The organism is Bacteroides faecis, from assembly GCF_020091505.1.
Taxonomy (GTDB): domain Bacteria; phylum Bacteroidota; class Bacteroidia; order Bacteroidales; family Bacteroidaceae; genus Bacteroides; species Bacteroides faecis.
In genome coordinates this window covers 2,622,632-2,636,019 of sequence record NZ_CP081916.1, presented here as the reverse complement: position 1 = coordinate 2,636,019, position 13,388 = coordinate 2,622,632, and the positions used below count along the sequence as shown (strand labels likewise).

9 protein-coding genes are annotated in these 13,388 nt (G+C 42.4%); 8 read left to right on the top strand and 1 reads right to left on the bottom strand.

The window, feature by feature from the left end; genetic code table 11:
- The first annotated feature begins 56 nt into the window (after nucleotides 1–56).
- On the top strand, nucleotides 57–773 hold the full coding sequence (locus K6V30_RS10075; RefSeq protein WP_010536898.1) for a rhomboid family intramembrane serine protease: 717 nt from the start codon (nucleotides 57–59) through the stop codon (nucleotides 771–773).
- On the opposite strand, the gene K6V30_RS10070 is transcribed toward K6V30_RS10075, so the two are convergent.
- Nucleotides 739–1,338 carry a MarC family protein gene (locus K6V30_RS10070; RefSeq protein WP_010536897.1) on the bottom strand — a complete coding sequence of 200 codons (600 nt, stop codon included), beginning with the start codon at nucleotides 1,336–1,338 and terminating at the stop codon, nucleotides 739–741. The genes K6V30_RS10075 and K6V30_RS10070 overlap by 35 nt on opposite strands.
- A 137-nt stretch (nucleotides 1,339–1,475) precedes the next feature.
- On the opposite strand from K6V30_RS10070, the gene K6V30_RS10065 reads away from it, so the two are divergent.
- The 7 genes from K6V30_RS10065 to K6V30_RS10035 all read left to right on the top strand — a co-directional run bounded on the left by K6V30_RS10065 (nucleotide 1,476) and on the right by K6V30_RS10035 (nucleotide 13,364).
- Nucleotides 1,476–2,138: a Crp/Fnr family transcriptional regulator gene (locus tag K6V30_RS10065; protein ID WP_010536896.1), complete on the top strand. Its 663-nt coding sequence runs from the start codon at nucleotides 1,476–1,478 to the stop codon at nucleotides 2,136–2,138.
- Nucleotides 2,139–2,976: 838 nt separating this feature from the next.
- Complete coding sequence (locus K6V30_RS10060; RefSeq protein WP_010536895.1) at nucleotides 2,977–4,464, top strand: hypothetical protein; 1,488 nt, start codon at nucleotides 2,977–2,979, stop codon at nucleotides 4,462–4,464.
- A gap of 18 nt (nucleotides 4,465–4,482) precedes the next feature.
- Entirely contained in the window at nucleotides 4,483–7,572 is a 3,090-nt protein-coding gene (locus tag K6V30_RS10055) for a SusC/RagA family TonB-linked outer membrane protein (protein ID WP_010536894.1), read from the top strand.
- An 18-nt stretch (nucleotides 7,573–7,590) separates the two neighbouring features.
- Entirely contained in the window at nucleotides 7,591–9,642 is a 2,052-nt protein-coding gene (locus tag K6V30_RS10050; protein WP_011109191.1) for a RagB/SusD family nutrient uptake outer membrane protein, read from the top strand.
- 27 nt (nucleotides 9,643–9,669) lie between these two features.
- Nucleotides 9,670–10,689 carry a BT_3044 domain-containing protein gene (locus K6V30_RS10045; protein WP_224207286.1) on the top strand — a complete coding sequence of 340 codons (1,020 nt, stop codon included), beginning with the start codon at nucleotides 9,670–9,672 and terminating at the stop codon, nucleotides 10,687–10,689.
- A 9-nt stretch (nucleotides 10,690–10,698) separates the two neighbouring features.
- The gene (locus tag K6V30_RS10040; RefSeq protein ID WP_081030889.1) at nucleotides 10,699–12,543 is read left to right on the top strand and encodes a BACON domain-containing protein; all 1,845 of its coding nucleotides are present in this window, start codon (nucleotides 10,699–10,701) and stop codon (nucleotides 12,541–12,543) included.
- Between the two features lie 107 nt (nucleotides 12,544–12,650).
- The gene (locus K6V30_RS10035; protein WP_010536890.1) at nucleotides 12,651–13,364 is read left to right on the top strand and encodes a tetratricopeptide repeat protein; all 714 of its coding nucleotides are present in this window, start codon (nucleotides 12,651–12,653) and stop codon (nucleotides 13,362–13,364) included.
- The last annotated feature ends 24 nt before the right edge of the window (nucleotides 13,365–13,388 follow it).

Here is a 13,388-nt window from a genome sequence, read left to right as displayed (position 1 = left end):
CAGTTTTTGTGCAAATATTCGTAGTATTGCGTAAAATATCTAAAGAAAAGAATGTAATGAAGCGAGATATTCAGCGTATCATGCTAGCTGCGGTGGTACCGTTGTTCCTTATTTTTATCCTGTTTCTGCTAAAGTTCATGGAAGTTGGCATGGACTGGGACTTCTCCCACATGGGGGTATACCCTATGGAAAAGCGGGGAATAGTGGGTATTTTTACTCATCCGCTGATACACAGCGGGTTCAGTCATTTGCTGGCCAATACGTTGCCATTATTCTTTTTATCGTGGTGTTTGTTCTATTTCTACAGGGGAATAGCGGGACGTATTTTCATGATTATCTGGATCGGGGCCGGATTGCTGACATTCATGATCGGCAAACCGGGATGGCATATCGGTGCCAGCGGACTGATCTACGGACTTGCCTTCTTTCTCTTTTTCAGTGGCATCCTGCGCAAATATGTTCCTCTGATCGCTATTTCACTGCTTGTCACCTTCCTGTACGGAGGAATCATCTGGCATATGTTTCCTTATTTCTCTCCCGCCAACATGTCATGGGAAGGACATCTCAGCGGAGGAATCATGGGAACACTCTGTGCATTCGGTTTCTTGAACCACGGGCCTCAACGACCGGAACCTTTTGCAGACGAAACGGACGACGACGAAGAAGAAGAATCTCCGGAAGAAGATATCAACGATCACAATACAACCGACTCTACGGATATTACCTCACAAATCCCGGTTACGGCTTATGCAATGCCTCAATCAGCAAGGTGATATTGGCAGTAAACAACCTGACAGAGATAGCTAGCAGAATGATGCCGAAAAACTTGCGGATGATGTAGATTCCCCCCTTTCCGAGAAAACGTTCCACACGTCCGGTCATACTTACGACAAAGTAGACCCACAGCATATTCAATATTAAGGCTATAATAATATTTACGCTGGCATATTCGGCACGAAGCGAAAGTAGCGTAGTAAAAGCTCCGGCCCCTGCCAACAAGGGAAAGACCAGAGGAACAAGCGTCGCTTCTTTAATCGGCCCCTGATTTTTGAAGATTTCTATATCCAGAATCATTTCCAGAGACATGAGAAAGATAACAAATGCACCGGCTACCGCGAATGATTCGATATCTACGTGAAAGAGCTTCAACATCATATCCCCTGCATAGAAGAACCCTATCAGTAAGGCAAAGGAAATAACAGTAGCCTTCGTTGCATTCACATCTTTTCCCTTTTCCTTCAGATTAATAATAATAGGTATAGAACCAATAATATCTATTACTGCAAAAAGTACGATAAACGCACTGATCATTTGCTGCCAATTAAAGCCCGTAAACATAATTCCTCCTTTTTTTTGCAAATATACTCTATTTTTATGCATTCAAACAATAAAAAAAACAAAAAGAACGAGGATATGTTGATAGCAGTGTTCTATTATGAGTAAATTTGTACGATTAATAAGAGAGATTACAACGCATGGAAACAATGTTCGATACTTTGCTCCAATTACCTTTATTTCAAGGTCTTTGTCATGAAGATTTCACTAGTATTCTGGATAAAGTCAAGCTACACTTTATCAAACATAAAGCTGGGGAAACCATCATAAAAAGTGGTAATCCCTGCACGCAACTCTGTTTTCTGCTGAAAGGTGAGCTTTCGATTGTCACTAATGCAAAAGACAACATTTATACGGTAATCGAAAAAACAGAGGCTCCCTATCTGATAGAGCCCCAGTCACTATTCGGCATGAATACCAATTACGCATCTTCCTATGTGGCACATACCGAAGTCCATACTGTATGTATCAGCAAAGCATTCGTACTCAGTGACTTGTTCAAATATGACATTTTCCGCCTCAACTATATGAATATTGTCAGCAACCGGGCACAAAATCTCTATTCCCGTCTATGGGATGAACCGACGCTGGATTTAAAAGGCAAAATTATCCGCTTCTTCCTGTTGCACTGTGAAAAGCCACAAGGAGAAAAGGTCTTCAAAGTGAAAATGGATGATCTGGCACGCTGTCTGGATGATACACGATTAAATATTTCAAAAACACTGAATGAATTACAGGATAGTGGCTTAATCGAGTTACACAGAAAAGAGATTCTGATTCCGGATGCTCAAAAACTACTTTAAGAGATTGATTTTTCGGGTAGAACAATCTAATATAATAATAAGGTAGAATAAACTCAAAAATACAGTCTCCCATTATATCCAAAAGAAAAATCGACCTATTTTTCTAAGAGATTAGTTGAAATACAGCATTACTTTTCATTCTGAAGAGTAAAAAAGACATTATGCAAAATTGAATGATTTTGAAGAAGTTGTAATAGGACTTGGTATTTTCATACCCAAAAGTATATTTTCTACAGTTTCCATAGGCTATTCAAAGGTTATTAAGTACATGTATATTCTTAGACGGTGTAAAGTTATTAATAAAAACGAAAAATACAATATCTTTTTTATTTTAATTATCAATAAGCACTATTTTTTTAGGATATCAATTCTACTAAATAGTTCACAAATTGTCATCTCAAATATTTATACGCTCAACAATGCATTGTGTTTCAAGTATTTACACAATCACATACCAAGTCCTATTACGACTTAGCCCAATTAACCAGTATGATTATAACCTTAAATTAACATTTATGAAAACTCCTAGTAACAAACCTCCGCCTTTCAAAAACGGAGTATTTGCTCTCATTTTTTACTTGCATTTCAGCACAGCTCAGAATAGATATAATATGTATTCTGAGTTCATTATCAACTTCAATACCCCCAATTTAAGAAGATGAATAATAGCAGTCAAACACACCCATATATTTTCAAACTTACTCATACATACAAAAACAAACGTATACCCCCTTGTATGCATACCCTAGTTCTACCCATATCGTAGACACATAAGAGTAGGTTTCCCTATCATTTTTTTTAACCAATCTAATTATTAACCTTTTATCACAGAAAAACAATGCGAAAAAGAAGAGTTTATTGGACGCTGTTCATTACAGCTTTCGCGTGGTTAGCTTCCTGTTCAGATGACGACATCAATGGAAGCAGCGGGTTCAACCCAAACCAGCCTATTGAGATTACAGAATTTTATCCTGATTCCGGAGGTATAGCCACTCCGATGATCATCGAAGGCCGCAACTTCGGTACAGACACCACTGGCATGAAAGTCTATTTTGAAGATGTAGACGGGATCAGACATCCTGCCGGATTAGTCAGCAGTAACGGTAGCAGAATCTATGCATTTGTTCCCAAAGGACTCACCTTCAAAAGAGAGATGAATATTCTTGTAGAAAGAAGAACGCCCGACGGTCAAGAATACATAGGCAAAGCACCAGACCAATTCCTATACAAGACACAAACCAGTGTTAGTACGGTAGCAGGACTTGCATCACCGGACAATAATATAAATACCGTTGGTGGTGACCTTGCCACATGTACTTTCTCCTCTCCTTTCTATCTCTGTATAGACGGTGAAGACAATATATTTGTGGTAGACCGTAAAGGAGACAGTGGAAAAGCCAAACAACCAAACACAACCTGCCGCAATGAAAAAGGTGAAGGCGTAAACGGAAACATTTCAATGATTTCCATCGCCAGCAATTCTTCCATTGTATTAAAATATGGAACTGCATATATTAATGCCCCGGCTTATTCTGATGAAAAAGATGCTGAAGCTGTTTACATTCCGGATGATGCCGGCATGAAGTATTATGACATGCAAAAACTTCTAAACTATGTTCCCCGATATAGAACAGTCTTGAAATCAGAAGAACTCAGCACTGTAGACGAAAACAACTGGAAGCATTGCTTTGTAATCAACAAGCAGGATCACATGATCTATACGGTCATGTGGAAAGGGCAATTGGTTCGAATCAATCCTAAAAACCGTACAGCAGAAATTTTGCTAAAGAAAATATCTAATGTAGCAACAGGCGACGGCGGTGGAGCAGGAAGTGACTCCTATATCGCATTCAGCCCTATCAAAGGAGAAGAAAACGTACTCTATGTATCTCTTGCAGACTTTCACCAGATTTGGAGAGTGGACGTATCCAAAATCACTCCGGAGGATAAAGACACTTATAACGGAGAGCCATACGCAGGAAAAGCAATCTACGAAGGAGTTATGAACGGGAAGGGCTGGGAAGACGGCTTGCTGAAGAACGCCAAATTCAGACATCCGCGCCAGATCTGTTTCACCGACGACGGAAAAATGTACATTGCTGACAGTGGTAATTCCTGCATCCGCGTAGTAGATACTACTATGCCGAAAGAAAGAGCAGCCGTAACCACACCTATCGGTCTGCCGGGAGCGGAAGGTTATAAGGATGGAGGTCCGGAAATTGCCAAATTCCACTTCCCTTGCGGAGTAGCAGTCAACAGTGATGGAACTATTGTATATGTAGCCGACACACAGAACAAAGTGATTCGTAAATTATCCATTGAATAACCTTATACAAAATACAATATGAGAAATAATTTTCTACTGATTGTACTGATCATGGCGCTTATACCGCTGACGAGTTACAGTCAAGACAATAAGAAAAAACAGTTTACTGTAGCGGGGGTCGTAATAGACAAAACCGGTGAACCGCTACCGGGTACCACCATTTATGTTAAGAATGCACCGGGAGTGGGAACCTCAGCAGATATGGATGGTAAATTCAGTATCAAAGTAGATGCCAACCAAATATTAGTCATTCAGGCTATTGGAATGAAATCTATCGAGAAACTGGTGACTAAAGATGAAATGACACTCAAAGTTACACTGGAAGAAGATGACACCAAACTTGACGAAGTAGTGGTCACAGGTATGACTTCACAAAAAAAGATATCAGTAGTAGGTGCAATCAGTACCATTGATGTAGCCCAGCTCAGTACTCCCGGTACTTCCCTCAACAACATGATCGGCGGACGGTTGGCTGGTGTCATCACCATGCAGAGTTCGGGCGAACCGGGAAAAAACATCTCTAACTTCTGGATTCGTGGTATCAGTACTTTCGGAGCCAGCTCCGGTGCATTAGTGCTGATTGACGGTATCGAAGGCCGCCTTGAAGACATTGATCCTGATGATGTAAAATCGTTCAGTATCCTGAAAGATGCCTCCGCCACCGCTGTGTATGGTACCCGAGGTGCCAATGGCGTGGTCTTGGTTACCACTAAACGTGGAGAAACAGGCAAACTTACCATCACAGGACGAGCAACATTAAAGGTATCGCATATCAAACGTCTGCCCGAATACCTGGGAGCTTATGACTACGCTCTCCTTGCCAATGAGGCACGTGCCATGTCGGGTGAAGACGACCTTTACTCCCGTCTGGAACTGGATCTGATAAAATACAATTTGGATAAAGACCTTTACCCGGATGTTAACTGGATAGATGAAATAATGAAACGCACATCTATACAGCAGAACTATTACATCAATGCACAAGGAGGAGGCGACATAGCCAGATATTATCTTTCATTAGGGTATCAGGATGAAGGAGCGGCCTACCGGCAGGAAGACAACCTGTTCAAAAAGCCCTTGTCATATAAAAAAATAACATACCGTGCCAATATCGACATGAATCTGACCAAAACAACCAAAGTTTATTTTGGTCTGGACGGATATATTTCCAACTATACCAGCCCGGGTGGACAAAACACGAATACGGTATGGTCAGCAGTCCGTCAGCTAACTCCACTGATGTTTCCTAAAACCTATTCAGACGGCACCTTCCCTTCTTATGGAAAACATGACCTTGCTTCTCCGTATGTCATGCTGAATAACACCGGATACACGCAAGATGAAACTCAGCGTAATATGCTTACACTCAAACTTGAACAGGAATTCGGAGGATTCCTGAAAGGAATGACAGCGTCGGTACAAGCGATGAGCGAAAATATCAATTATTTCAATGAAGGACGTTACATATGGCCTGACCTCTACCGCGCTACAGGAAGAAGTTCACAAGGTGTACTCATCAAAACATTGCGTACTGCCAAAGAGAACATGAAATATACACAAAATAACAACAGATACAGAAAATACTACATGGAAGCCAAAGCCAACTGGGACCGTACATTTGGTTTGCACTCACTAGGAGCATTGGCTTTATATTACATGGAAGATGTTCATAACACCCAATGGAAGTATGACGCAATGGGTATCAATGCCATTCCTCAACGCCGTCAAAACTTATCAGGACGTGTTTCCTATGGCTATAACAATTGCTATTTCATTGATGCAAACTTCGGTTACACTGGTTCTGCACAATTCGAAAAAGGAAAAAGATTCGGTTTCTTCCCTTCCATTGCTGTAGGCTGGGTACCGACATCCTATAACTGGGTCAATGAGGCCATTCCCTGGTTAAGCTTCCTCAAGTTCCGCGGCTCCTACGGTCAGGTAGGTAATGACCAGATCAGTGGTGACCGGTTCCCTTATTTGACATTAATCAATGACAATGCCGCCTCTTACTGGGGATATCGTGAACGGGGTATTACAGAAACCGTGAAAGGAGCCGACAACCTTCAATGGGAAGTAGCAAAGAAGCTCAACTTTGGTATCGATGCCAAGTTCTTCCACGACAAGCTCTCTGTCACTGTCGACTTTTTCCGCGATACACGTGACCACATCTTCCAGGATCGTGTGACGCTGCCTAAGTTTGTAGGTATGGTTACCGTCCCGAAATCAAATGTAGGAAAAATGCATAGCTATGGTTCGGACGGAAACTTCGAATTCTTCCACCAGATCAATAAAGACATGAGCTTCACTGTACGCGGCAATTACACTTTCTCTCAGAATATTATTGATTACTATGAAGAAAACAAGTTACCTTATGATTATCTGAGTGTAACCGGAAAACCCTTTAACATCCTTCGCGGATATATTGCAGAAGGCCTCTTCTCCAGTAAAGAAGAAATCAACACAAGTGCCGACCAAAGCGGATTCGGCCGCATTCGTCCGGGAGATATCAAATATCGTGACGTAAATGGAGACGGTATTATCAATGACGATGACAAAGTACCTTTGTCCTATTCCAACCAACTCCCCCGGGTAATGTATGGGTTCGGAGCCGATTTTCATTGGAAAGACTTAACCCTCAGCTTCCTTTTCAAAGGTTCGGCAAAAGTAGACTACTACCGTTCGGGACTCGGTAATGACGCAGGATGGATTCCCTTCTATAACGGAGAACTCGGCAACGTTATCAAGCTGGCCAACAATCCCAAGAACAGATGGACGCCCGCATGGTATTCAGGCACCACCGCTACGGAAAATCCCCATGCAGAATTCCCACGTCTCTCCTATGGAGGCAATACGAACAACTCCCAGCTTTCCTCTTTCTGGAAACGGAACGGTTCTTTCCTGCGCTTTCAGGAACTCAGTCTGAAGTACAACCTGAAGACTCCATGGATAAAAAAGACAGGACTATCTTCTGTCGATCTGGAGTTTGTTGCCAACAACCTTTTTACTATCGACAAAGTGAAGTATTTTGATCCGGAACAGGCATCTGCAAACGGGGCCGCTTATCCGATACCGGCAACTTACACGTTCCAGGTTTATCTTAAATTCTAAAAATAATATAGAACACTCATGAAAAAGTTATTCAAAATAATATTGGGAGCAACAGTAGGAAGTACACTACTACTCAGTTCCTGCAATTTTCTGGATGTAGACCCATACTTCGAAGCTACTTTCAAAGAAGACTCCATCTTTCACAGCAAGAAAAATGCTGAAGGTTATCTCTGGAACACTCCGAAAGGTTTTCCCGACGCAGGGGCTATCTGGGGAAATTCCTGGAATCCGGGGGAATCTGCTTCGGACGAAATAACACTTAAATATCAGACAAATGAATTTTGGGGACTACAATTTTCCGTAGGTACCATCAACAGCAGAAATCTGCCTATCCAAAACCAATGGTACGACATGTATGTCATTGTAGCAAGATGTAACAAAATGCTCAAAGAAGTCTACAATGTACCTGATATGAACGAAATGGACAGAAGACGTTATATCGGATATGTTCACTTTATGCGTGGGTACGCTTATTATCATCTTTTGATGAACTGGGGACCGTTGATTATCGTGGGCGATGAAGAACTGAGCACCTCCGAACCTGCCGAATATTATAATCGCGAACGGGCTACCTATGATGAGTCTGTAGATTATATATGCGATGAATTCCGCCTGGCAACTCAAGGCATCTATTCGGCGGATGAGCAAAGCGTCAACTATTATCAACGTCCGACCAAAGGAGCAGCCATGGCACTCATCGCCCGTTTGCGCCTCTTCCAGGCTTCACCGCTTTTCAATGGCGGAGCTGCAGCCCGTAAATGTTTCGGGACCTGGAAACGTAAAAGCGACGGAGCCTACTATGTCAATCAAGAGTATGACCCGAGACGCTGGGCCGTCGCAGCAGCTGCCGCCAAACAGCTGACCAAAATGGGATACGAGCTACATACAGTGGAAGCAGATGCCCAGAACCCATATCCTCTGGCCTCCAATGTCCCTACTGCTAACTTCCCTGACGGAGCAGGCAATATCGATCCTTATCACTCTTACTCCGACATGTTCACAGGAGAAGGTATCATACAGACTAATAAAGAATTCATCTGGGCGATGGAATCCAGTAACGTCACTAACTATACCCATCACTCATTCCCTGTCAAGTTTGGCGGATGGGGTTCAATGTCTGTGCCGCAGAGGGTAATTGATTGCTATCTGATGGCAGATGGGCGGACTATTCATAATTCATCGGCAGAATATCCATATGAACCGGACTTCAGCAGACTCACCGGCGAATCCAAAAAACTGGGGACATACCTACTGAGGGAAAACGTACCTATGATGTACGCCAATCGTTCGGCACGCTTCTATGCCTCGATAGGTTTTCCGGGTCGCTACTGGCCGATGAGTTCAGCTTCTACCGACGCCTCCTACGTCAATCAGCAATTCTGGTATTCTCACGATGATACCAATGCCGGAATTGCCGGTGCCGGAAATAACGTAAACGACTACAGTGTCAGCGGTTATGTTCCCGTCAAATACATTCATCCGGACGACTCATGGGCTAACGGCAAAGGGAGTGTAAAAGGCGCATTCGTCACCAGCCCTAAACCGTTCCCTATCATTCGTTATGGTGAAGTGCTACTGGAATATGTAGAAGCATTGAACCGTGTAGAAGGTACAGTGACCGTAGAAGTATCCGACAATACAGGTACACTTATTGAGGAAACCGTTAGCCGTGATCCGGCAGAAATGGCTAAATATTTCAACATGATACGTTATCGCGTCGGCTTGCCGGGAGTAGATGCCAACGACATGGCAGAAGCAGACAATTTTGAAAAAATCATCCGCAATGAACGTCAGGTAGAGCTCTTTAACGAAGGATACCGATATTTCGATACGCGCAGGTGGGGAACCTATCTGGACGAAGATGCCAACAGCTCCAACTGGCGGGGACTGGATGTGACAAAAGACCGTACAAACGCCAACGGTAATGAAGGATTCTGGAATATTGTGACGATCAATACACAAAATGTGCGAGACCGCATTGCACTGCCTAAAATGGTATTCTTACCGATCCGCCATGATGAATTGCTGAAGGTTCCCAATGCCGACCAGAATTTCGGATGGGACAGATAATATCAAAACATGAATAACAGACTGAATATGAAAAAGAAATTTAATATAATGCTCTGCACCCTTATAGGTGTATTAAGTGCTTGCAATGAATACGATTTCGACCAGGAACAATACCGGAACGAAGTAGGCTTACTCAGTAATTCGAGTCTGATCTACGACCGGCAGGTGGCTAATGTAGGACAAGAAAAAGATACGATCTATCTGGTTGCCACGGTTAGCGGCTCACAAATAAGCCCTAACACACACCATGTAGCTCTTCTGGAATCGGACTCTTTGCTGAAAGCATACAACAAATCCAACTTTGATATAGAAAAAGAAAAATTTGCCAAACTGCTTCCCGATGAATGCTATGATTTTCCCAATAAGGAACTGGATATTCAGGCAGGCACTTCCAAAGTAATGTTTCCGATCTATCTGAAAAATCTGGAAAAGATTTCACCGGATTCTATTTATTTTCTGGATTACAAGATAGATCCGGAAAAAACACCTAATTATAATCCGGATAAAAGTCATGTATTATTGCGTATCTATAAAGAAAACTATTACGCAACGACAAAGACTTCTACCTACTACAATTATACAAGCAGTACGATTGTAATTCCTAACCCCAGTGGTAGTCCCGAAGTCCGTAGACCGACAAATGCCAATCAAGTATTCCCGATCGGTGCCAATTCGGTACGCATGATGGCAGGTGATGAAGATCTTGGCGATTATAAGACAGCAAGAAGCAGAATTGTATCTAAGAGTATCATTCTGGAAATTGGCGAGCAGCAACCGGAGAATCCTCAGGCCAGAGAACTTACCATCAGAGCGCATGACAGAGTTAATGATGTGGAAGTGGATCCGGTCGATGTAGTACAACTTACTCCAATCGATGATTACGACAACACATTCCTGTTAAACGCTATCCGTACTCCCGACGGACGTGCCACTTATTACAAAGAGTTCCGTCTGCATTATAAATATCGCCTGGAATCCACCGCCCCTTACCGGGAAGTGAAAGCCAAACTACGATATGAATTTAACCCAAGAGTAGATAACTTGTAATCAAATCAAATGAGTATGAAAAAAAATATATTAATCATCGGGCTCGCAAGCATATTCGGAATTGCTTCCGGACTTATCTCTTGTTCGCCCGATTACGAAACCGAGTTTAAAGTAGAAACGCTCGTAGTTCCTGATAAAAGTCAGGCACCTATCACTTTCCCACTTCTGGGAGGAGAACATGAAATTGAAGTGCAGACCAATGTACCACTCGACAGATGGAGTGCCCAGTCCAATGCAGAATGGTGCAAGGTAGTACAACACGAGGGCAAAGTAGTCGTATCTACCAGTGCAAACAATATATACAAACAACGCCGGGCAGAAATCACTGTAGCCTATGGTCATCAAAGCTATTCCATCACTGTCTCGCAGTTTGGTAAAGAACCGGCCATCCTGATAGGTGACAAGCTACAACAGGAAGGATATGTAGAAATAATAGATGCAGAAAGAGAAACATTGACAATTCCTGTAGCAACCAACCTGAATCTGGATAATATCATTATACCAGACACTTGCGACTGGATACGTCTGGCAGAGCAACCTGCCACATTTGATGCAAAGACGCGTGCAGCGGAAGACGTAAACAAACAGGAACTGAAATTTACGCTGGATAAAAGCACCGAGACTGACGTACGTTATTGTACGATTATCCTCCAGTCTTCCCAGAATTACAGCTATACAGCTTCTTTCCTGATAAAGCAACAACCCAGAGGTTATATAGTCGAAATCGATGAAGACAAGAAGATTTATGAAGTGAAGGCAATGGGAGAAACAATCACTATTCCTTTCAAAGTGAATTCTCCTGCCGGTGAAGTGTCATATACCTATGAAATCGAAGAATCCGCCCAATCCTGGATCACTCCAGTATCACTACCCGCTTCAAGAGCACTGCGTGATGTCTCCGAAAGCTTTATCATTAAAGCCAACACTGAAGTTGAGAATCAACCTCGTGAAGGAAAGATAACCTTCAAGAGCACCAATAGCACCGACAAAGTACCAAGTCAGTTCATAGTCACAGTAAAACAGGCCGGATTTATCGCGACACCTCCTTTAAATGTAATCAATGCTACTGCTACTCCGGGAGCCGGAAGTATTCAGCTGCAATGGGAGATACCTGAAGATGTAGACTTCAACAAGATAAAGATTACCTATTACGATAAAGTCACGAAAGAAAATAAAGAGATCGTGATAAATGACTATAAGACAACATCCTATATCATAGATGATACTTACCAATGTGCAGGTGAATACTCATTTACTATCAACACCTATGGTCCTACGGGTATGGAGACAGATAGTCCGGTAACAGTGACAGGCATTTCCGGCGAAGCTTCCGAGATGGAACGGGTTACTCTTACTATCGACATGCTTTCCGACAATGCCAATCATGTCGGAGACGGAGGTGGTTTACCGGCATTGATTGATGGCAAAGTCAGTACTTATTATCATACTAAATGGAATGCTCCTGTTACAACAGAAGCCCATTATGTCCAGATCAAACTGAGCAAACCATTAAAAGACCTTTGTTTTGAATATGATGCACGTCAAAGCGGAGTGAATAACGGAGGCGACGTAAAAGCCGCAACGATATATGGAAGCATGAACGGTGAGTTCTTTGAAAGTATGGGTAGTGAAGAGTTCAATCTGCCGACAACAAACGGTGGACATGCTACCGCTAAAAACAATGTGAGCGGAAAACAAGCCTATAACTATATCCGATTTACTCCTACGGCTCGCCGTGACAAAGATCCATTAAATTATACTGTCGCAGGCAGCGCATGGTGGAATATGTCCGAGATATACCTTTACAGAATAAGACATGATGAAGCCTGGGCAAGAGAACAGCTAGGCATTTAATAAAACAAGAAAAGACTGACGAAGAACAAAATAATATCAGATTAGACACATTTTCTTATCGAGTTCTTCGCCAGTCTTACTTTTTATAAAATTAGATGATAAGAATTATGAATATAAAATCCAGAAAATCGGGCTTCTTATTAACTATCTTGTCAATGATTATTACAACCACAGGTTGCCATTCCCGGCAAGAGCCCAAAGTAGACATCACTCCTCATCATATCAATCTTCAGGCAGACAGTTTCTACCAGCAAGCAATGACACTAATGGAATCTTCTTATGACGTAGACTCCACTCGAAAATGCATCCGCTTTCTGGATAAAGCTTTGGCAATCGACAGTCTAAATCCCGACTATTATGGCATAAAAGCCAAGCTTTTATCTGAAATGGGAGAACTGGACTCCGCCCTGCATGTACAAACGCTCGCGATGAAGAAAAAAGCAATTACCGGTGAATATCTGTTTCAGCTAGGATTACTTCAGGCTGCCAAAGACATGTACACCGAAGCTCACGAAAGTTTCGGCCAAAGCAGAGCCTTTCTTCAGGCGGTATTAAAGCAATATCCTGACAGTCTGGGAGCTTTCATTCTGGCAGAAGCAGCCAATGCCCTCTACGAGAAAGAAGATTCACTGTTTATGAGAGATATTGATGAAATTCGCAAACGTTTTCCCGAAAGACTAATGGAAATAGAAATGACCCGAAGAGTGAAACCGCATTCATTGGTCAATCAAATAAGAAACATTCAGATAAAAAAGGATTATAATATTGATTTTGATTTGGATAGTCTGGTTGAGGAAACGGTGAAACGAGTACGGGAGTAACAAGAAATAAAGACTAATCGACGA

Excerpts from the sequence above, each read along its gene's own strand:
- K6V30_RS10060 (WP_010536895.1), top strand. The coding sequence starts at position 2,977 with ATGCGAAAAAGAAGAGTTTATTGGACGCTGTTCATTACAGCTTTCGCG.
- K6V30_RS10075 (WP_010536898.1), top strand. The coding sequence starts at position 57 with ATGAAGCGAGATATTCAGCGTATCATGCTAGCTGCGGTGGTACCGTTG.
- K6V30_RS10070 (WP_010536897.1), bottom strand. The coding sequence starts at position 1,338 with ATGTTTACGGGCTTTAATTGGCAGCAAATGATCAGTGCGTTTATCGTA.
- K6V30_RS10045 (WP_224207286.1), top strand. The coding sequence starts at position 9,670 with ATGAAAAAGAAATTTAATATAATGCTCTGCACCCTTATAGGTGTATTA.
- K6V30_RS10050 (WP_011109191.1), top strand. The coding sequence starts at position 7,591 with ATGAAAAAGTTATTCAAAATAATATTGGGAGCAACAGTAGGAAGTACA.
- K6V30_RS10055 (WP_010536894.1), top strand. The coding sequence starts at position 4,483 with ATGAGAAATAATTTTCTACTGATTGTACTGATCATGGCGCTTATACCG.
- K6V30_RS10065 (WP_010536896.1), top strand. The coding sequence starts at position 1,476 with ATGGAAACAATGTTCGATACTTTGCTCCAATTACCTTTATTTCAAGGT.
- K6V30_RS10035 (WP_010536890.1), top strand. The coding sequence starts at position 12,651 with ATGAATATAAAATCCAGAAAATCGGGCTTCTTATTAACTATCTTGTCA.
- K6V30_RS10040 (WP_081030889.1), top strand. The coding sequence starts at position 10,699 with ATGAGTATGAAAAAAAATATATTAATCATCGGGCTCGCAAGCATATTC.